The organism is Sphingobium sp. SJ10-10 (genome assembly GCF_036038995.2).
In the GTDB taxonomy this organism is placed as follows: Bacteria; Pseudomonadota; Alphaproteobacteria; order Sphingomonadales; family Sphingomonadaceae; genus Sphingobium.
Map to the genome: position 1 here is coordinate 1,725,896 of NZ_CP158132.1, position 17,673 is coordinate 1,743,568.

General features: G+C 66.8%; 24 protein-coding genes. 2 read left to right on the forward strand and 22 right to left on the reverse strand.

Annotated elements, in window-relative coordinates; genetic code table 11:
* Nucleotides 1-98: 98 nt before the first annotated feature.
* Genes VVT58_RS08255 through VVT58_RS08295 form a run of 9 tightly spaced genes read right to left on the reverse strand, consistent with a single transcriptional unit; the run spans nucleotide 99 to nucleotide 7,915 of the window.
* Nucleotides 99-602, reverse strand: coding sequence for a DUF2793 domain-containing protein (locus tag VVT58_RS08255; protein WP_327753425.1), 504 nt, complete (start codon nucleotides 600-602; stop codon nucleotides 99-101).
* A gap of 39 nt (nucleotides 603-641) precedes the next feature.
* Entirely contained in the window at nucleotides 642-2,840 is a 2,199-nt protein-coding gene (locus VVT58_RS08260) for a phage tail protein (RefSeq protein ID WP_327753424.1), read from the reverse strand.
* A 21-nt stretch (nucleotides 2,841-2,861) separates the two neighbouring features.
* Nucleotides 2,862-3,233, reverse strand: a complete 372-nt coding sequence (locus VVT58_RS08265) for a peptidoglycan endopeptidase (protein ID WP_327753423.1) — start codon at nucleotides 3,231-3,233, stop codon at nucleotides 2,862-2,864.
* Nucleotides 3,230-4,048, reverse strand: coding sequence for a DUF2163 domain-containing protein (locus tag VVT58_RS08270; protein WP_327753422.1), 819 nt, complete (start codon nucleotides 4,046-4,048; stop codon nucleotides 3,230-3,232). The genes VVT58_RS08265 and VVT58_RS08270 overlap by 4 nt, the downstream gene beginning before the upstream one ends.
* The gene (locus VVT58_RS08275) at nucleotides 4,045-6,384 is read right to left on the reverse strand and encodes a DUF2460 domain-containing protein (protein WP_327753421.1); all 2,340 of its coding nucleotides are present in this window, start codon (nucleotides 6,382-6,384) and stop codon (nucleotides 4,045-4,047) included. Before VVT58_RS08275 ends, VVT58_RS08270 begins: the two co-directional genes overlap by 4 nt.
* Nucleotides 6,381-6,923, reverse strand: coding sequence for a tail tape measure protein (locus tag VVT58_RS08280; protein WP_327753420.1), 543 nt, complete (start codon nucleotides 6,921-6,923; stop codon nucleotides 6,381-6,383). Before VVT58_RS08280 ends, VVT58_RS08275 begins: the two co-directional genes overlap by 4 nt.
* A 43-nt stretch (nucleotides 6,924-6,966) precedes the next feature.
* Nucleotides 6,967-7,203, reverse strand: coding sequence for a phage tail assembly chaperone (locus tag VVT58_RS08285; protein WP_066555623.1), 237 nt, complete (start codon nucleotides 7,201-7,203; stop codon nucleotides 6,967-6,969).
* Nucleotides 7,200-7,511, reverse strand: coding sequence for a gene transfer agent family protein (locus VVT58_RS08290; RefSeq protein WP_327753418.1), 312 nt, complete (start codon nucleotides 7,509-7,511; stop codon nucleotides 7,200-7,202). Before VVT58_RS08290 ends, VVT58_RS08285 begins: the two co-directional genes overlap by 4 nt.
* Nucleotides 7,508-7,915, reverse strand: a complete 408-nt coding sequence (locus VVT58_RS08295; RefSeq protein WP_066555617.1) for a phage tail tube protein — start codon at nucleotides 7,913-7,915, stop codon at nucleotides 7,508-7,510. Before VVT58_RS08295 ends, VVT58_RS08290 begins: the two co-directional genes overlap by 4 nt.
* A 58-nt stretch (nucleotides 7,916-7,973) precedes the next feature.
* Here VVT58_RS08295 and VVT58_RS08300 point away from each other — a divergent pair, with 58 nt between their 5' ends.
* Nucleotides 7,974-8,297, forward strand: coding sequence for a hypothetical protein (locus VVT58_RS08300; RefSeq protein ID WP_066555616.1), 324 nt, complete (start codon nucleotides 7,974-7,976; stop codon nucleotides 8,295-8,297).
* A 3-nt stretch (nucleotides 8,298-8,300) separates the two neighbouring features.
* Here the strand turns inward: VVT58_RS08300 and VVT58_RS08305 are convergent, their stop codons facing one another.
* The 9 genes from VVT58_RS08305 to VVT58_RS08345 form a co-directional block, all read right to left on the reverse strand.
* The gene (locus tag VVT58_RS08305) at nucleotides 8,301-8,696 is read right to left on the reverse strand and encodes a DUF3168 domain-containing protein (protein ID WP_327753417.1); all 396 of its coding nucleotides are present in this window, start codon (nucleotides 8,694-8,696) and stop codon (nucleotides 8,301-8,303) included.
* The gene (locus VVT58_RS08310) at nucleotides 8,696-8,884 is read right to left on the reverse strand and encodes a hypothetical protein (RefSeq protein WP_327753416.1); all 189 of its coding nucleotides are present in this window, start codon (nucleotides 8,882-8,884) and stop codon (nucleotides 8,696-8,698) included. Before VVT58_RS08310 ends, VVT58_RS08305 begins: the two co-directional genes overlap by 1 nt.
* A complete protein-coding gene (locus tag VVT58_RS08315; RefSeq protein ID WP_327753415.1) occupies nucleotides 8,881-9,366 on the reverse strand; it encodes a phage head-tail connector protein in 486 nt (161 codons plus the stop codon). The genes VVT58_RS08310 and VVT58_RS08315 overlap by 4 nt, the downstream gene beginning before the upstream one ends.
* A gap of 124 nt (nucleotides 9,367-9,490) precedes the next feature.
* A complete protein-coding gene (locus tag VVT58_RS08320; RefSeq protein WP_327753414.1) occupies nucleotides 9,491-10,603 on the reverse strand; it encodes a phage major capsid protein in 1,113 nt (370 codons plus the stop codon).
* 96 nt (nucleotides 10,604-10,699) lie between these two features.
* Nucleotides 10,700-11,125, reverse strand: a complete 426-nt coding sequence (locus tag VVT58_RS08325) for an HK97 family phage prohead protease (protein ID WP_087573152.1) — start codon at nucleotides 11,123-11,125, stop codon at nucleotides 10,700-10,702.
* Nucleotides 11,118-11,438 (reverse strand): DUF6127 family protein, encoded by a 321-nt coding sequence (locus VVT58_RS08330; protein ID WP_066555604.1) that lies wholly within the window; start codon nucleotides 11,436-11,438, stop codon nucleotides 11,118-11,120. Before VVT58_RS08330 ends, VVT58_RS08325 begins: the two co-directional genes overlap by 8 nt.
* A 23-nt stretch (nucleotides 11,439-11,461) precedes the next feature.
* Entirely contained in the window at nucleotides 11,462-12,592 is a 1,131-nt protein-coding gene (locus VVT58_RS08335; RefSeq protein WP_327753412.1) for a phage portal protein, read from the reverse strand.
* 104 nt (nucleotides 12,593-12,696) lie between these two features.
* Entirely contained in the window at nucleotides 12,697-13,035 is a 339-nt protein-coding gene (locus tag VVT58_RS08340; protein ID WP_087573162.1) for a hypothetical protein, read from the reverse strand.
* A gap of 87 nt (nucleotides 13,036-13,122) precedes the next feature.
* Nucleotides 13,123-14,439, reverse strand: coding sequence for a DNA-packaging protein (locus VVT58_RS08345; protein WP_405053691.1), 1,317 nt, complete (start codon nucleotides 14,437-14,439; stop codon nucleotides 13,123-13,125).
* Nucleotides 14,440-14,502: 63 nt separating this feature from the next.
* Between VVT58_RS08345 and VVT58_RS08350 the strand changes: the two genes are divergently transcribed.
* On the forward strand, nucleotides 14,503-14,949 hold the full coding sequence (locus VVT58_RS08350; protein ID WP_327753411.1) for an acetyltransferase: 447 nt from the start codon (nucleotides 14,503-14,505) through the stop codon (nucleotides 14,947-14,949).
* Nucleotides 14,950-15,121: 172 nt separating this feature from the next.
* Here the strand turns inward: VVT58_RS08350 and VVT58_RS08355 are convergent, their stop codons facing one another.
* The 4 genes from VVT58_RS08355 to VVT58_RS08370 all read right to left on the reverse strand — a co-directional run bounded on the left by VVT58_RS08355 (nucleotide 15,122) and on the right by VVT58_RS08370 (nucleotide 17,638).
* The gene (locus VVT58_RS08355; protein ID WP_327753410.1) at nucleotides 15,122-15,694 is read right to left on the reverse strand and encodes a hypothetical protein; all 573 of its coding nucleotides are present in this window, start codon (nucleotides 15,692-15,694) and stop codon (nucleotides 15,122-15,124) included.
* Between the two features lie 146 nt (nucleotides 15,695-15,840).
* Entirely contained in the window at nucleotides 15,841-16,488 is a 648-nt protein-coding gene (locus VVT58_RS08360; protein ID WP_327753409.1) for a glutathione S-transferase family protein, read from the reverse strand.
* 77 nt (nucleotides 16,489-16,565) lie between these two features.
* The gene (locus tag VVT58_RS08365) at nucleotides 16,566-17,327 is read right to left on the reverse strand and encodes a hypothetical protein (protein ID WP_327753408.1); all 762 of its coding nucleotides are present in this window, start codon (nucleotides 17,325-17,327) and stop codon (nucleotides 16,566-16,568) included.
* Nucleotides 17,328-17,395: 68 nt separating this feature from the next.
* Nucleotides 17,396-17,638: a hypothetical protein gene (locus tag VVT58_RS08370; RefSeq protein ID WP_327753407.1), complete on the reverse strand. Its 243-nt coding sequence runs from the start codon at nucleotides 17,636-17,638 to the stop codon at nucleotides 17,396-17,398.
* Between the last annotated feature and the right edge of the window lie 35 nt (nucleotides 17,639-17,673).

The window sequence follows — 17,673 nt, forward strand, 5'->3', positions numbered from 1 at the left end:
ACGCAGTGAGCGCCGTTACCCCTCCTGCAAAGCTAATTCGCCAGCGCTTTCTGGTAAAAGGCGGACACACCAAAGTCACGATCCGATCAGCCCCTCTATCAGAGCCCGATCAAACCATGCGCCCGCAACGCGCCCAGAATTGCCGCGAGGGCGGACCGGGCTTCCGCATCGACAGTCGCACCTCCCGATGGATCGGTTATCGCTGCCGCCTGCGCTCCCACGACCCGCGCGCCATCGACGTAAAATCCATCCCCCCGCACGCCGGAATCATGCCAGTCCACGCCGTCATGCTGCATGACGTGCCCCCTGTCCGCGACCCATAGCGAAAGCCCCACACGCGGAGCGGCAAAGCGCCACCCCCCATCGGTCCAGCAGGCCAAGGCTCCGTCCTGCCCTTCCCACGCCCCGGAAGCACCCACCGCCACGATCCAGCAGGCACCGACCGCAGGCGAAGCCGGCGGCACGTCCTCATCCGCGCTTTCCACCGCGCCATGCAGCAGCATGTCGATCCGGGTTAGCGCCTCATTGTGGAAAAGCTCCTTCTGCGCCTGCCCGGCAAAAAGGTGGGGCAAGGCCCAACGGAAAGTCGAGTCCATCGTCATGATTCGATTGTCCTTTTTCGTTAGAAAGGAAGGCGCCGATCAGCCGGCCAGAACGATGCGTGCAGCCCGTCCCAACGCATAGGAGCCGATCTGCCGCACCTCCACCGCCAGTTCCCCCGCACCCATATCTTCGGCCACCGCCGCCGCGTCATAGGTCCAGACGGACTGATCCGTGACGATCCGGCGCAATTCAATCGCGCCCGCCCACAAACGCAGTTCGTACCTCTCCCGGTCCTCGCCCAAGGGCACATCGGTCCCGCTGGTCCAGCGCCACCCGTTCCTGCTCCGCCTCGTCCAGCCGATGATCCAGCCGCCCGCGCCATCGGCCCGCGCCGTCACATGGACCGGAGAGGGCGGCACCACGGCCTCCCCGGTGATCGTCAACAGCGCATCGCTCGGCTCACTGTCTCCCACCCCGATCGCCGCGATGCGGATGCCGCCGCCGATCTCCGGCACGCCGCCATAAGCGGCAAGCGGCTCGGCCAGCCGGTCCTCCTCCAGCAGCAGGAAATCCTCTCCCTCCGCATGCGACGCCATCGCCCATTCGGTTCCGAACAATCCCCGCCGCAGTCCTTCCAGCCGAAAACTCGCCGCACCAGTCTGAACGACATGGGTGAACTGGATCAGCTCCCGCCCGACCAGACACAGATTGCGGCCCAACGCCAGGGCCGCCTCATCCGCCCCGTTCAATTCCATGTCGTCCGCCAACAGCGTGACCTGAACGGCATGGATGCCATCGACCAACGTCGCGCTTCCCGCAGGCAGTGCCGCGTCCACAAGGCCCATCACCGCCCGGCCCGCCGTCCGCCCGACAGGAGAAGCCTCCCCCGTCGCGCCGATCGCGAAAAGCGCCGCGCCGCGCCACCCTTCGCCCCCGCTCGCCGCCGCCACGATGACCGGCGCCGTCGCCAGCCCTTCCCTGATCGACGGCAAGTCGGCCAGCATCAGCGTCGTGGGTCCATGCGGCCTGTCCGCCTGCCGCACGACCGCGCCCGAAGACGCTCCCGCCGGGATCGCCACGCCAGCCCCCGGCACGCGCCGAAGGCCCATCCGCACAGCCATGGCCTCCCATTCGCGCTCCTCGATCCGCCAAAGGCCCGGCACGCCTTCGACCGTCACGACATCGCCGGGTACATGGCGCAACGCATCCCACCCGCACCGCAATGTCATCGTCGATCGCCCCGTCCAGGCCATCCCCATCTTCCGCGCCGCCAGCGCCCGCGCATTCTCGCCCGACAGCACGACCGGCAGGTCCACCCCCTGCTCCAGCCGCCCCGGCCCAGGCCTGCCGATGCGCTGCACGCCCGCCTGATAGTCCCGCTCCGGATCATAATAGCGCACCGACAAAGCCACCGGCACGCTATCGGCAGCACCGCCCGACCGCTCAAGACCGTCCAAAGCACGCCCATTGACCGACCGGCACAGTCCCACGCCCCCAACCCGCGCCTCGCCTTCCGTCCCCGAAGCCCGAAGGCGCAATCCGGCCTCTTCCGCCACGAAGGCAAGGTCGAACGCATCCGCCAGCGGCGCCAGCGCATCGCTCACATCGGCGCCGCTCGCCGCCATGCCGTCGACCGTGCCGAGCCCGTCGCCGGTCAACATCCCCCCGCTCAATTCGCCGGCCAGACCGGCAATCGAAACCGCTCCCTCGTCCGCCTCAACTTCGAATGTCAGCGAAGGAATGCGATTGCCATAATCGGTCAGCGCCAGATCCTCGAACACCGCATAGGCCATTCCCCGATGCCCCGGCGTCACCTCCACGCCTTCCGCCGCCGCGATCAACGGATCGACCGCCTGATCCTCTCCCCCCAGATGCAGCCGAAAAGCCCCCAATTCCGTCTTGAAGTCCCCCGCCGCCCCCCGCAGCAGATTGCCGTCCGCCCAGATGCGCCGCACCGACCGGACGGCCCGCGCCGACAAGGCCACGGCAAAACTGGCCGAATAGCTGTAGGTCGTAACGCTGGGCCGTCCCTTGCCCCCGCCGCTCTTGTGCTTCGTTTCCTTGAGGTCCGTCGCCCAGATCACCGTTCCCGCCACCCGCAGCGTCCCGAACAGCTTGGGTATCTGCGAACCATAAGTGGAGGTCTGGACCTGCACCTCGGTCAGCCGCCTGCCCTCCACCCCCTTGGGCTTGAACAGCACCGCATGATCGAAGGCATTGCCGATCAGCCCGCCAATGGCGCCACCCAGCGGCCCGCCAATGGCCGTGCCAAGGGCGGTCAACACAATCGTCGCCATATTTTCTCCTATTCCGGCCCGCTATTCTGGCCGCCAGTGGCCCAGCACCGGCCAGGGCGACTCCCCCGGCATCTCCACCACGCGCCCCACGCCCGCATGGGCATGGACATGTCCGCCCGGCACGACGATCATCAAATGCAACTGCAATGGCCCCGGCCGCACCAGCGCCAGATCGCCGGACCGCGCCGCCTCGACCCGCCGCAAGCCCGCCGCCCGCAACCAGTCCGCCGCCTGGCGCTCATCGCCGGAGCGCAGCCCATAACCCTGCGGCGCCACCCGCCCCAGCACCAGCGCCGCCAGCCCCACGCAATCCAGCCCCCGCTCCGGCGTCCTTCCATGCAGGCGAAAGCGCACCCCCACCAGCGCCCGAGCCGACGCCGCAATGTCGCTCAAGCCGCCCCCGGATAGCGCGTCAGCAAATCCGTCCCCGGCAGATAAGGCTCGCCCCGAAAGTTCACCCCATTGCCGAACCGCCCGGCACAGGTCGCCAACTGCCGGTCACACCCCTCGGTCAGCAAAGCCAAAGCCCCCACCTCCACAGCAAAAGGCGGCGGATCGGCCAAAGTCAGGCCACCCGCATCATTATCGACCACCCCCTGCACGATCCCGCCATTGGCCCCGGTCAACCAACGCAAAGTCCCGAAGGCATAGACCCCTGCCTCCAGCCCGGACACAGCCACAACAGCGTCCTCGACATCCTCGACAGCCACCACCCGCCGCCGCCCGGCCAGATCCACCCGACACTGCCGGTCCCCCAGCGCCGCCCGGCAATCCGGAGAAGTCGAAGGCGCGACCGGCGCTTTCAAAGCCGCCATCGCCCCCACCAGCTCCGCCGTAAAAGCCCCGGCCTTGCGCGTGACGGCCCCGATCTCCCCCCGCGCCAGCAGCAACCACAATTCACCCGGCGCCCCCCACTCGGTCAGCCGCAATTCCAGCCCAGCCCCGTCCCAGCGCCCCGCCATCAGGTCCGCCTCGCTGATCGCATCCGCCACCAGCGCGCCCTCGACATCGCTGTCGGCTCCCTCCACCGTGATCCCGCTCCGCACGGCGGAAGGCGTCATCCCCGGCGCGGCGCGATAGCGGACATGCCCGATCTCCAGATCGCGATCATGGCTGGTGAGGCCAATCGTCACCCCGTCCCGCCGCTCGATCCGCCAGCAAAAGGCCAGCGTCGCCAGCGGCTTTTCCAACGCCTCCAGCCCGCTCATTCCCTGATCTCCACCAACGGCACCGAAGGCGCCTCCCCAGCCGCGAAGGTCGCCCGATTGATGTCCAGCCGATCCTCGGCAAAGCGCACCGGCACATCGAAGCGAAAGCCCGCCGTCAGCACGGCGCCCTCCGCCGGAGCCACATCAAAGGCGATCACCCCCAGGCCGGAGTGACTCCAGCCGCCGACCATCTCGACCCCATCCACGGCGACCCGGATGGTCCCCGCCACCGGCCGCGTGATCCGCCGCGCCTGCGCCTCCTCGCCAACGCCATAGAAACGCTGCAACGGAAACTCCACCCGCACCCCGTCGCCCAGGCCCAGTCGCTGATCCAGCGGCCCCGGCACTTCGCCAACGCCGCAACTGCGATCGTCATAGGGATCGCTGAACCGAAACCCCCGCGCCGCCCCCCGCCGCGCCCGAAAGAAAGCGATCAGCGCCGCCATGTCCGCCTCCGAGCGCACACCCGGCCCCGCATCGAAAGACAGCCGCGCATCCGCCCAGTCGCTGCTCCTCCGCTCATGCCCGGACACGCTCTCCACGATCTGCGTCGAAAAGGCGGGCGCCACGCTCGCCTCTCGCCCTACGCCCAAAGGAAAAGCCACATCATCAAAGGCCTGCACATCATCCTCCCCATCCAGTCGGAAGCAGGTAAAGCCGTCCCGCGCCACCTGCGGCAGCGCCCAGACAAAGGTCGCCGCTGTCCCCCGCCGCACCGCCGCGTCCGCCGCCGCCGCAATCTCCCGCCACCGCACCGCATCCTCCGCGCGCAGCACGAAGCCCGAAAAATAATGCTGCTCATGAACCGGATAGCCCAGCCGTTCGACCGCCAGCCCTACCCCAAGCGCGGTGAGCCGCTCGCGCCCCTCCGTCACCCAATCATAATCTTCCAACTGCAACACGTCGAAGGCCGGCGAAGCCCATCCCAAGGGCATATTCGCCCGCTTCGCCTCCGGCGCCAAAGGATCGAGCACGGTCGGCAAATAGGCCAGCAAATGCGTCACCGCCCCCGGCGCCAGACCTTTCACCCAGCCGCAAAGCGCCGCGGTCGAAGCCGCCAACACTTCCCCCGCCCGATCCAGCAAAGCCTTTTGAGGCGCGCTCAAGACCCCCCGGACATCCGCAATGGAAACCAGCGCCCCGCCAAAAGCCGCCCGCGCCGCATCGTCATAAAGACAGATGCGCCCATCCGGCATCACCCACCACCAAGGCTCACCCACCTGAAAGCTGATCGCCAGTTCAGCCGCCAACCCAATGGAAACAAAGGCTCCCGCGACCAACCGCAAATAGCTCATCGCCCCATCATGCGCGGGCGAGAGCAAAGTCGAAGGCGGCGACCAGCCCGTCAGCGCCGGCGCACCATCCTCGGCCCGCTGCTTCCAGTCATTCCAGCAATGCGCATCGAACAATTCATAGGAAAGCGACCAGATCACCCCCAGCCCCAGCGCCTTGGCCTGCCGCGCAAAATCCGCATGCCAGGCCGCGCAAGGCGCATTCAACACGCCGCCCGCCAGACTGATGTAAAATCCGCCCCCCAACGGTTCGAGCCGGAAATAATGGCTCATCCCGACATAATGATTGATGTCCCCGCGATACCCCAGAGCATGGATCGAAGCGACAATCCGCTCCGGCGTCTGGTTGAAGCAGTCGTCATAGCCCGTCGCCATCGACAGCCCATGCTCCGGCAGCACCACATCGCCAACCCGCAGCACCGACCCCGCGCCATCGCATCTTATGCCCGAAAGCTCACACCACCCCTCAACCCCGGCGGCGAAAGCCGTAGTGCCCGCATCATAACCCGGCGCGGCGAGCGAGATGAACATCCGGTCCACATCGCCCGCCCAGACATCCTCCCCCTCACTCAACAGGAAGCCGCTTCTGACGCTGGAAAAATCCAGCGTAATGACAGCATCTTCCGCCCCACCGCTCGCATAGTTCCACAAGCGCACATACCAGGCCCGCGGCGTCCCCTCCGCATCCCGCCCCTCGATGGTCAGCGTAGGCCCATGCGTCTCATCCAGCCGCCGCAGCCCCCCGCTCCGCCACCGAAAGCGCAGCATGCAGTCGCGAAAATCCCGATCCGTCTCATAAGCCAGCAGGGGATGACTCCATTTGTCCTCCGCCTCCCAGATCAACCCCGCCAGATCCCCCGACCCATAGAAAACCGCATCCACGCGCAATCCAGGTCCAGAGGGGGCATCCGGCGCGGTCGTCACCACGCTCGCCATCATCGGCCGGGGAAAATTGACGGTCCAATGCGTCGGCGCAAAGCGCTTCATGAACCGCAACTCCTGTCCCCGCCGCACATCGGCAAGCCAGTACCCAAGTCCGCTCATCCGCCAATCGCTCCCCTGACCGCCCGAGCCACCTGCCGCGCACTGCGCACCAATAATCGGGCGTTATCCGCCCCCTGCCCCTGCACCGCGATACTCACCCGCACGTCCCGCGCACCTCCACCGCCATGCGGAACGACCTGCCCGCTCGCCGTCGGCACAAAGACCTCCGGCCCCCGCTCTCCCACGACATAGGCCCGCCCCGGCGCCACCGGCCCGCCGGTAGCCCGCCCCGGCAAACCCAGCGCGGAGGCGGCCAACCCGATCAGCCCGCCATCGCCCCCGATGCTGTTCATCCCAGCCCGCAAAGCGCTGGCCGCAATGTCGTCCAGCACCCGCAGAGCGATGGCCTTCAGCTCCTCAAACCCGAACTGCCCCGTCCGAACCGCCCGCAACAATCCCTGCTCGATCCGCCGCCCAGCCCGCTCCGCACCGCCGGCCAGCGGCCCTTCCAACTCCCCCCGCATGGCCTCGACATCCCGGGCAAAACCCTGCGTATCCGCCCGCACCCGCACGACCAGATTGTCGATCTCCTCGTCCATCCCGCCCTCGAATCCGAAAAAGAAAGAAAAAATCCCCTCCCTTTCAGGGGAGGGGTTGGGGGTGGGGGCGTGCCCCAGGCACCCCGCCATCCGGCATCACCGCCTTCAACCTCTCCAACTCCCCGCGATCCATCCCGACCTCCGGCTCCTCTTCCCCCCGAGCCGCCCGCAACACGCTCTCCAGCTCCACCGGCGTCGAGCGCCAGAACTCATCCGGCCGCCACCCGAGCAACCATCCCGCGACCCCGGCCAACCGCGCCGCCGCCTTGAAAAAGCTCATCGTCCCCCCAGTATCTGGCCCAATATGCCCCGCAAAACCGGCGTCAGCTTCGCCAGCCCCACCGCCACGATCGCCTCGCCCAGGGCATCCCGCGTCAACCCGGCCGGCGGCTCCGCCAGACAATGCCAAAACAGCCCCGCCATCTCGGCCAGCGACAGCTTCCCGTCCGCCGCGCGTTCCACGAGCGAAAACAGCGGCCCCAACTCCTCCTCAGCCGCCACCAAAGCCGCGAAACTGGGCCGCAGCACCAGCCGCTCCCCTCCCAGCTCCAGCGCGGCCTCGCCCCGTGCGCCATTGGCCCCGCTCATAGCGACACCACCGCGCCGCTGCTTTCCAGGCTCAGCGCATAATTGCGCTCCCCATTATAATCCCCGGCATAATCGAGCCGCGTCACCAGAAAGCGCCCGCGCATCTTCTCGCCGCTTTCGAAGCTCAGCTCATAATCCTCGATGGTTCCCGCCAGCGCATGGTTGCGCAGCCGCACCTCCGCCGCCGATCCGGTGAATATCCCCGCCGCCGACACGCTCACCGACCGCACGCCCGCGCCCGACAGCAACTCGCGCCAGCCGCCCGAATCCTTGTTGGTGACGTTCACCGCCTCGCCATTGACGGATAGCTGCGTCGTGCGCATTCCAGCGACCGTCGCATAGGCCACCGGAGCCCCGCCATCCCCTATTTTCAATAGAAACGCGCTTCCTTTTTCCACGCCCATGGAGCATTCTCCTCTAAGATAAACCGTGCAAGATTCGGGATATGGAGAGAGGCCCAAAATGTTCGTGACCGCCCCCCTGATGCTGTTGCTGGCCGCCGCCCCACAGAGCGGCGACGCCGTCGGCAACGGCCGCAAGACCTATTCGGCGTGCCTGGAAAAACAGATTCAGCCCGCACTAGACAAGAAGATGTCGCTCAGTGATTTCCAGGCCTCTCTGAAGGCGCAGTGCGGCACACAGGAAACCGCCTTCCGCGCCGCCATCGTCGCGGACGACAAGTCGACCGGCATGTCGGAAAAGGATGCCCAGTCCGACGCGGACGACCAGATCAGCGAATATAGGGACAAGATCATCGGCGAGTTCGAGGACTATTCGAAGTCCTGATCGTCAGCCGCGCACGACACGCAACCGATAATCGACCATCGCCTGCCATCCATCCCGCGCGCCTGTCCGCGACAGGCGCGACCGGACCAGTCGCGCACCGACGACCCGCCAACCCTCCGCTGACCCAACCGCCCGCAAGACCGGATCGACGCGCCCCAACAACCCCGCCAGCCGCGAAGGGCTTTCCCCCACATCGAACAGGCTGACGGTCAAGGTCAGCTCCCGCCCCTCGACATCCTTCGCGCCCCAATCCAGCGCAACACAGTCGCCCACCACGCCATAAGGCGCGCTGGCCCGTCCCGGCGTTCCATCGAACACCCCATTCAACCCCGCCATCAAATCCGCATCGCCGCGCAAAGCCGCAACGACTACCCCGCGCACCGCCACTTCCGCGCTCATCACCGCCCCCTTCCCGCTTCCCTCAGCGCCAGATCGCCCATCCACCGTCGCTTGAGCCCAGGCCCGGACAACCGCACCACCTCGCCCTCGACCCGCGCCTCAACGCCAAGCGCGCCCGCCGCCGCGACGATCCCCCGCCGCCGCGCCTCAACCCGCTCCACCACCAGCGCCCGAAGCCGCTCGATCATGCCAGCCGCATCCGCCGCCAGGGCCGCCACAGCGCGCTCACCACGGCGGGCGGCGTCGCCACCTCTCCATCCCGCGCCGCGAAATGCTCCGCCGCCAGCCGCACGATCCCCTGCCGGATCGCCTCAGGCAGCCCCTCTGCATCCTCAGCCATCCCGGCCCGAAGCCGCACCGTCACCGCACCCGGCCCATCCACCAGCCGCGCCCGCACCCAGCCATCCCCCGCAGCATCGATATCGACCGCATAAGCCTCCGGCGCCAAAGCCACGTCCGCCACCTCGACGCCCAAAATCGCCACCACCGGCCGCGCCATCAGCCGCTGCCAGCTCCCATCGGCCATGATGGTTTCGGAAGCCTCCCGCACCATCAGCCACTGCCCGATAAACTGCTCGCAAAGCCCCGAAGCGCTTCCCAAAAGCCGCTCCAGCACCCCATCCTCATCATCCGACCCGATCCGCAACCAGGCCTTGAGATCCGCCAGCATGGCCCCTCCCAAAGAAAAGAGGGGGCGCCCCGAAGGACGCCCCCAAAATCCTTCTCCCTGCGGGAGAAGGATACGCAGCCTTAGCGGCAAAGCCGCTTAGGCGAAGTTGGATGAGGGCGACCCTTTAGGAAGCCGCAAACTTCATCAGCTTAATCGCCTCCGAATTCGCCACGGCCCCGCCAATCCGCTTCACCGCATAGAAGTGGACAAACGGCTTATTGCTGAACGGATCGCGCAAAATGCTCGTCTCGCTCCGCTCCGAAATCACATAGCCCGTCTGGAAATTGCCAAAGGCGATCGACAGCGAACCCGCCGCGATATCCGGCATATCCTCCGCCTCGATCACCGGATAACCCAGCAAGCTCGCCGGCTGCCCCGCCGCCAATGAAGGCTGCCAGATAAAGGCTCCATCGCTGGTCTTCATCTTGCGAATGACCGCCAGCGTAGCCGAATTCATCACGAAACAGGCTCCCTGACGATAGGGCGCCCGCAGGCTCTGCACCAGATCGATCAGCTTGTCCTGACCCGAGGCCGTAAAAGCGCCCGAAGCCCCCGAAGCCACATATTGCAGCGACCCGAAGGCCCGCACGCTGTCCGCCTCATTGGTGGTCGTATAGGTCAGGAACCCCTTGGGCTTGTTCGTCCCATTGCCATTGACGAAGGCCGCGCCCTCCGCCGCCGCGAACTCGCGGGCGATCTCGCCCGCCAGCCAGCCTTCGACATCGAACTGCGCATCGTCCAGCATCGCCTGAGACGCCGCCGGATTGGCGTAAAGCTCCCCCGAAGGCGGCACGATCTCATTGAAGCTGGGCGTCGCCGTCTCCGTCCGCGCGCCCGTCTCGCTGGCCCAGCCGGACACGATGCCGCCCGAAGTCACCAGCTTGCGATAGCCCGCCGTCCCCGTCCGCACGACATTGGCGATCGAACGAATGGGCGAAATGCCCTTCAACGTTGCATCGATGATCTGGTCGATCTCCCGCGGCACCGCATAGCCGCCCGCGGCACCGGAAGCCCCGGAAAAGCTCTTGAGTTCGACGCCCGCCTCAAGCCCCTGCCGCACATAGCGATCGACAAAGGCGGCACGACGCGGATCGACCGCCCCACCCTTCACCCCATCCAGCGCCGGCCTCTGCTGGACAAGCAAAGCCCCCTTCAGCGCCGCCACCTCATTCTCAAGGCCCGCGATACGCTCACCCTGCACCACCGCATCAAAGCTCGCTTCCAACTGATCCGTCATAGCCACTCCCACGAAAAAGGGCGGCCCAAACCGGACCGCCCATCCATCCCTTCTCCCCAGGGGGAGAAGGATACGAAGCCTTACCGGCTGCGCCGGTTAGGCGAAGTTGGAAGAGGGGGATTTCTCCGCCCCCTCCACCGCAATCACCCGAGCCAGATCCTGCATCGGATGGGTGACGACACTCACCTCCACCACCTCCAGCTCCAACAATTCACGCGGCGCGCAACCCCGAGCCTCCCGCACCCGATAACCAAAGGACAAGCCGTCCACCGCTTTCTCCCGAAGCGCGCGGCCAGCCTCCCGCCCGGCCGCCGTCCGCCCCGAAACCCGCCCGATCACGCGCAAGCCCCGTGCATCCTCCTCGACCTTCTCGACCGTCCCGATCACCTCTCCCGGCCGATGCTGCCACAGCAAGGGCACCCCCGCCGCAACCCCGGCAAATGCCCCCGCCCGCACCACATCCCCGCCGCGATCCACCCGATCGAACACCGCCGCATATCCGGCAAACCGCACATCATTCATGCACCAGCCCCAGCAAGCCCAGCTTCACCGCCATCCCCAGCAGCAGCAGCGCCATCACGACGCGCACGACCCACGCAAAAACAGCACCCCGCGCCGCCTTCTTCGCGTCCCGCCAGGCTCCCAGCAGTTCGCGCAATTCCCGCACATCGTCCGGCGCCCCGCCATCGGCCAGCCCCAACCGCTCCAGCGCCCGCCCCGCGCCCAGCTCGCTCGCCTCCTCGATCAGCGCCCGGATCATCAGCATATCCATGCCCACCGGCTGCGCCTCGGCCTGCGCCACCAGCCGCGCCAGCATCTCCCCGTCATATTTCATCGCCCACCTCCGCGACTGCCGCCTCACCCGATGCCCAGCATCGCCCGCTTCTCTTCAGCGCTCAGGAAATCCGCCGCCGTCACCCGGTCCCACAAAGCGGAACGCTCCTCCGACAGCGCGGGCACCGCATCCAGATTCGCCCTCAGGCACAGTCCCGGCCACCAGCCGTCCAATCCCTGCGCCAGCCCACCGCAGATCTTCGCCACCAATGGCAGGATCGTCTGCCGCCACAGCGCCCGATTGGCCTCCCGATAATTGGCGTAAGCATTATCCCCCGGCAGCCCCATCAGCATTGGCGGCACCCCGAAGGCGAGCGCAATTTCGCGCGCCGCCGCCGCCTTTAGCCCAACGAAATCCATCTCGGCCGGCGTCAGGCTCATCGCCTTCCAGTCCAGCCCGCCCTCCAGCAGCATCGGCCGCCCGGCATTGGCCGCACCCGAAAAGGCGACCTCCATCTCCCGCTTCACCCGCTCGAACTGCTCCGGCGCCATCACCGACCCGTCCCCCGGATCATAGACCATCGCCCCCGAAGGCCGCGCCGCATTGTCCAGCAGGGCCTTGTTCCACACCGTCGCCGCATTGTGGATCGCCACCGCCCCGGCAGCCGCCCCGACACAGCCCAGCCCATAATGGTCGTCCAGCGGATGCAGCGCCTTCAGATGAATGATGCCGGTCCGCCCCGCGCCATCTTCCGGGGACAGCCGCGTCACGCTTTCCCCGACGCGATAAAGATAGGCCGCCGGCCACCCCCGCGCATCCGCCTCCACGCTGACCCGCTCAGGCCGCAACGCATAAAGCTCCACCGGCAACCCGTCCGCGCCGACGATCAACTGGACATAGGCATTGCCATGCAGCAGCAAATGGCTCGCCAGCGTCTCCACCAGCGATTGCCCCCCGGAACAGCGCATCAGCAAAGCCCGAACCCGCGCCTCCACATCCGCCGCAACGCCCTCGACAGCCAGAGCGGTGCCGCCCGCTCCTTCCGCGATCAGCCGCATCGCCCGCTGCGCCACCGGATTGCCGATGACCCCCGCGCGCAACTGCGCCTCATAGCTTGCCGGCCATTCCCCCAGCGCCACTCCGCCCGAACCCCAGGCCCGCGCCAACACCGGCCGCGCACTTGTCCGCGCCGCCTTCGTCCCGAAAAATTTCATAGACCCACCCACAAAAAATCCTCCCCCCGCAAGGGAGGAGGATGGTGAAACTTGGCGGCCTTCAGCCACCTGGCGAAACTGGAAAGAGGGCTCCTCGCCCTTTTTTAAGGATTACGCTTCAAAACCCGATCGCAGGCATCGCCACCCGCCTGCCCCTTTCCGATCAGATTGCCCGCAACCGCGCCCGCGGCCCCAGCCAGCAACGTCTCCCCGACGCTCCCTCCGGCGATCACGCCCGCGCCAGCACCGCCCGCCGCACCGATCACCGTGCCCTTGCGCGCATCCTTCTTCCGCTTGAGCAGGCAGTAGCGCACATCATCGCGATCACCCGGCGCCGCCCGCGCCACCCGCGCCCTGTCCTTGCTCGACAGCGTCACCGCGATCGCAGGCTCGACCATCAGGGTCAGCGCCGCCAGACCAGCCGCCAGTTTCGCGATCCTCATCGAAAATTCTCCTGCCATTTCATCGCCGCGACAACGCATCGCGCCCCCGATTTGTTTCCTCGTTACGCAAGCGTTCGAATATAGCGTTCACACGGCCCGCACCCGCGCATCCCCCCGCCGCCCGAGCATCAACTCCGTCAGCGCCCAGACCAGCGCATCCGCCCGATCCGGCGACCGCCCCGGTCCGACATAGCCGCCCCCCAGCATCATCCCGCACATCTGGTCCTCCAACTGCGCAAAGCCGCCGCGATGCACGACCCGTCCGGCCTCATACAAAGCCGCCACCGGCTCCGCCCGCGCCACCTTGCCCCGGCTCGCATGCACCAGCCGCACCGGCAGCCCGGCCTCCGCAGCGCGCAGTACGCTCTCGACCATCGCGCCGCCATTATTAGCCTCGGCCACCACCCGGTCCGCGCCATGCACCAGCGCCGCCGCCGCGACTGCCCGCGCCCAGCCCTCCGGCGTCGCGCCCTCCACGGTCGCATCGGCAATCACATAAGCCCGGCCATCATCCCCGATCCCTGCAACCACGATCCCGCAGGCATCCCCATGCGCGGAGGCCGGCGGATCGACCGCCACCACCACCCGCACCAGCGCGCCCCGCACATGCACCACCCGGCACCGCTCCAGCAGATCGCGGCTCCATAGCGCGCCCTCGACCTCTTCGATCAGCTCACCCTCCAGCTCCTGCCGCCCCAGCCGCGTACCGCCATAGCTCCGCTCCATCGCCGCGATGAAGCCGTCGGCCAAATGCGCAACATTGTCCGCCGTCCGCCCCCGCGTCACCACGACGTCACCGCCGTCCCGCACCACCAATCCCCGCACCAGAGCGACAGGCCGGGGCGTCGTCGTCGCCAGCACACGCGGCGCAACGCCCAATCGCATCCCCATCATCAGATTGTCCCAGGCCGCCTCTCCGCCCGCCCATTTGGCGATCTCATCGGCCCAGCCATGGCTGAACTGCGGCCCGCGCAGACCCTCCGCCTCCGCCGCCCCGAACAGGGTCGCCACCGCGCCATTGGGCCAGACCAGCTTGCGCAAGGCCGGTGAAAAAGCCGGCCGGTTCCACCAGGGCGCAACGGCCAGAACGCCCGAGGCGCCCTCCACCATCACCGCCCGCGCCTCGCCCAGCGTCGCCCCCACCAGCGCGATCCGCGCCGCAGGATCGCTCTCCGCGACCGATCGCACCCACTCCGCCCCCGCGCGCGTCTTGCCAAAGCCGCGTCCCGCCATCATCAGCCAGATGCGCCAGTCCCCCTCCGGCGCCAGTTGCTCGGGCCGCGCCAGCCAGCACCAGTCATACGCCAGCGCATCCGCCGCCGCGCCGCTCAGCCCGGCCAGCACCCGCTCCCGCGCCGCCTCCGGCATCAGCGCCAACCGCTCGAAATCCGACAGTTGCCCCATGCGCCGCCTCCATTCATCGATTTTCCCAGCCCGAAATTTGGCCGACCCGCCCAGCGCCCCTATATGCCCGCCATGAGCTCGATCCGCCCCGCCCGCGCCGCCGACGGCGCCCGCCTGCTCGACATCTGGCGCAAGGCCGTCGACGCGACCCATGATTTCCTGACGCCGGACGACCGCTCCGCCATAGAGGCCGAGGTCGCCGCCTTCCTCCCCCTGGCCCCCGCCTGGCTCGCCACCGATACGGACGACCTGGCCATCGGCTTCATGCTGATCGACGGCGCGCATATGGAGGCGCTGTTCATCGACCCCGTCTGGCACGGCCAGGGAATAGGCCGCCGCCTGGTCGACCACGCCCTGTCGCTCCACTCCACGCTCACCACCGACGTCAACGAACAGAATGACGGCGCCATAGCCTTCTACGAAGCCCTGAGCTTCGCCCGCACCGGCCGCTCCGAGCAAGACGGCCAAGGCCGCCCCTACCCGTTGATCCACCTCCGCTACGCGCCTTGAGCGGATGAGTAAAATGGCCAATTGCTGACGCGTGATATCCGTTCGGGCTGAGCGAAGTCGAAGCCTTCAGCCGAGCGGAGCGAGGCTCCCATGCTTCGCCTTCGCTCAGCAAGCCCCTTCGACAAGCTCAGGGCGAACGGAAACTGAAAGTCCGCCTTCCCCCCAAACCACCCTAATTCCCACTCCTCTCCCGCACCAACTCCAGCGCCGCCCGCAACCGGGCCACGGCATCCTCGCCATCGGGCCGCTCGACACTCTCCAACCGCTGCGTCTCCGCCACCTCTTTTTCATGCGCCCTGAACAGGATCGCCTGGATCATATGCGGATGCCCCCGCTTGATCTTCCGGCTTTTGACCGCGCCCTCGCCGTCCAGCACGATCTCCTCATCCTCCGTGCCGAACAGCGCCTGCCGCAGCATCAGCGCCTTCAACTCCTCATGCCCGATGCTCAGCGCCTGCTTCCAGGCCCGCGCAAAGCCCGGATCGCGCCGCTTCAGATAATAGACGGTCGCCAAATTCCGCCCCACGACCCGCGCCGCCTCACTGACGTTGCAGGTCAAGGCCAGCGTTTCCAGGAATTTCTGCCGCAACTCCGGCGTAAAGCCATCCTTGCGCATCGCCCTCAACTGCGGCCCCGTGTCCTGGGCGCCCTGCTGATTATTCTCCAGAACCAGCACCCTGTCCGGCGCCTTCGCCCGCCCGCCGAAGCGCTGCCTCCCGCCCTTCTCCTTCACCTCATCCACCATGCCCATCCCCCGCGCCCAAAAGGAAAGGGCCGGCCCAACAGGACCAGCCCTTACCCCGCCTCGTTGGCGACTCACATTTTTCCAGTGTCCATATAACTGCCAGAACAGCGTGACGATGTCAAGAAAAATGTTCCATATAGGTTAAATCATGCCGCAGCCATCCGTTCGATCGCCTTAGCTTCCACCGCCAGCGCCGCAGCGAAGCTCGGCCGCTCCCGCATCTGCTGCAACCAGCCGCGAAGGCGCGGCCAACGCCCCTCCGCCAGCACGGAACTGCAATAGCAGACATTGATGATCGGGCAGGCCACCGCGATATCCGCCAGCGTAAAGCGATCCTCGACCAGGAATCCGCTGTCCGGCAGAATGCTCTCCAGATAATCGTAAAGCTTCGGCAGGCTATCCGCCTCGGCCTTCTCGGCGGCGGCAAGATCCTGCGCCATGCCCATGAACGGCGCGACCATCCTGTTAAAGAAGATCTGCATTCCCGTCGCCTGCACGATGGTGTCGCCAAACTCCTCATACCAAATGGTCCGCGCCCGCGCCTTCGCTTCGACCGGGATCAGATTGGGCTCAGGATGCAGCGTATCCAGATAGGTTATGATCGCCGTACTGTCGCTGATCAGGAAATCCCCATCCTGAAAGCCCGGTATCTTGCCGAAGGGCGATGTCTGGGCGAACGCCTCGCCGCCCTGCCCGAAACCGCCCGGCTTCACCTCCAGATCAATGCCCTTTTCGGCGGCAAAGACGATGACCTTGCGCACGAATGGCGAAGGCCGCGCTCCATAGAGGATCATGACAAAGGCTCCTAAAAAAAGCCCATCATCACCCTCCATGTTCGACATGCAACCCGATTCACCCCATGGGGCGGAATTCACCGCCCCGATTCATCCGCTCCGGCAACGGTTCGCGTATAATCGATCCTGATCCGCACCCAGCTTCCCACCATCACCTTGCCGTTGACCCGCGGCGGCAGCACCAGAAATTGCCAGGCCGCCAGCCGCACAGCCTTCGCAAAGCCGGACCCCATGGGCGATTCGCCCAGCGTCTGGCAATTTTCTACATGATAATGATCGACCGTCTTGCAGGCCACCAGACCCCAGCCATTGCCCGGCGCACTGGGGGGCAGATAGCCGGCCAGTTCCGCAGGGCTCGGCCGCCGATACCATTCCGCCTCGAACAATTGCACCCCGCCCGGCCCCTCGCCCGGCCCGGCCACCGCCGCGCTATTGCCCGGCCCCGAAGCGCCGTCGGCCGCGCCCTTCTTCGCGATCTTCCCGATATCCGCCGACGCCATCTGCTGGGTGTCCATCACCAGAAAGGGCAGCGGCGAAGGCTGCTGCTCGGTCGGCTTCACTACCGGCCGGTCGGGCTTGGCCACCGGCTGCACCTGCCGCTGCGCCGATTTCTCCTGCCGCTTCTTCTCGCTCTTTTCAGCCTTGCTCTGCGCCTTTTCCGCCTTGGGCGCCGGCGCCATCTCGAAGGTCACGGGGTTGCGGAAATCCGGCAACCGAATCACCGGCTCGGGCGCCAGCGTCAGCAGCGCCAGCAGCAACAGGCCGTTGAAAAGCAGAGCGAACAGCAATCCGCCGCCACGCTCGCGCCATTTCGAAGGGGATGAAAAGGTCAAATTCACTCAAATGCGCCGGGCAGGACTCATAAGCGGTCATGCCCAGACGCCGCCATCCCGTCAACGCCGTCGCGTCAACAGACATCCTCTTCGCGGACGACCGGACGGCTTTCCCGGGTCGCCCGCATCCGGCTGGCCTTGTCGTCGGGGTCGGAGGTCAGCACGACATGATCCTCATGTACCTCCAGCAGCACACCGGCAAAGGGCATGCCTTCCAGACTGCCTGTCACCCGGTAACTGACCGAATCCCCAACCTTGAACGTCACCGGGTCGGTATTGAATTCAAAGGGGCAACCGCCGTCTCCCATACCAAGCATATTCGTCTCCTATGCCGGAAGCCTAACGCGGCGGC

Coding starts and splice junctions, on each gene's coding strand:
- VVT58_RS08255 (WP_327753425.1), bottom strand. CDS start 602: ATGACGATGGACTCGACTTTCCGTTGGGCCTTGCCCCACCTTTTTGCC.
- VVT58_RS08260 (WP_327753424.1), bottom strand. CDS start 2,840: ATGGCGACGATTGTGTTGACCGCCCTTGGCACGGCCATTGGCGGGCCG.
- VVT58_RS08270 (WP_327753422.1), bottom strand. CDS start 4,048: ATGAGCGGGCTGGAGGCGTTGGAAAAGCCGCTGGCGACGCTGGCCTTT.
- VVT58_RS08275 (WP_327753421.1), bottom strand. CDS start 6,384: ATGAGCGGACTTGGGTACTGGCTTGCCGATGTGCGGCGGGGACAGGAG.
- VVT58_RS08280 (WP_327753420.1), bottom strand. CDS start 6,923: ATGGACGAGGAGATCGACAATCTGGTCGTGCGGGTGCGGGCGGATACG.
- VVT58_RS08285 (WP_066555623.1), bottom strand. CDS start 7,203: ATGAGCTTTTTCAAGGCGGCGGCGCGGTTGGCCGGGGTCGCGGGATGG.
- VVT58_RS08290 (WP_327753418.1), bottom strand. CDS start 7,511: ATGAGCGGGGCCAATGGCGCACGGGGCGAGGCCGCGCTGGAGCTGGGA.
- VVT58_RS08295 (WP_066555617.1), bottom strand. CDS start 7,915: ATGGGCGTGGAAAAAGGAAGCGCGTTTCTATTGAAAATAGGGGATGGC.
- VVT58_RS08300 (WP_066555616.1), top strand. CDS start 7,974: ATGTTCGTGACCGCCCCCCTGATGCTGTTGCTGGCCGCCGCCCCACAG.
- VVT58_RS08305 (WP_327753417.1), bottom strand. CDS start 8,696: ATGAGCGCGGAAGTGGCGGTGCGCGGGGTAGTCGTTGCGGCTTTGCGC.
- VVT58_RS08310 (WP_327753416.1), bottom strand. CDS start 8,884: ATGATCGAGCGGCTTCGGGCGCTGGTGGTGGAGCGGGTTGAGGCGCGG.
- VVT58_RS08315 (WP_327753415.1), bottom strand. CDS start 9,366: ATGCTGGCGGATCTCAAGGCCTGGTTGCGGATCGGGTCGGATGATGAG.
- VVT58_RS08320 (WP_327753414.1), bottom strand. CDS start 10,603: ATGACGGATCAGTTGGAAGCGAGCTTTGATGCGGTGGTGCAGGGTGAG.
- VVT58_RS08325 (WP_087573152.1), bottom strand. CDS start 11,125: ATGAATGATGTGCGGTTTGCCGGATATGCGGCGGTGTTCGATCGGGTG.
- VVT58_RS08330 (WP_066555604.1), bottom strand. CDS start 11,438: ATGAAATATGACGGGGAGATGCTGGCGCGGCTGGTGGCGCAGGCCGAG.
- VVT58_RS08335 (WP_327753412.1), bottom strand. CDS start 12,592: ATGAAATTTTTCGGGACGAAGGCGGCGCGGACAAGTGCGCGGCCGGTG.
- VVT58_RS08340 (WP_087573162.1), bottom strand. CDS start 13,035: ATGAGGATCGCGAAACTGGCGGCTGGTCTGGCGGCGCTGACCCTGATG.
- VVT58_RS08345 (WP_405053691.1), bottom strand. CDS start 14,439: ATGGGGCAACTGTCGGATTTCGAGCGGTTGGCGCTGATGCCGGAGGCG.
- VVT58_RS08350 (WP_327753411.1), top strand. CDS start 14,503: ATGCCCGCCATGAGCTCGATCCGCCCCGCCCGCGCCGCCGACGGCGCC.
- VVT58_RS08355 (WP_327753410.1), bottom strand. CDS start 15,694: ATGGTGGATGAGGTGAAGGAGAAGGGCGGGAGGCAGCGCTTCGGCGGG.
- VVT58_RS08360 (WP_327753409.1), bottom strand. CDS start 16,488: ATGATCCTCTATGGAGCGCGGCCTTCGCCATTCGTGCGCAAGGTCATC.
- VVT58_RS08370 (WP_327753407.1), bottom strand. CDS start 17,638: ATGCTTGGTATGGGAGACGGCGGTTGCCCCTTTGAATTCAATACCGAC.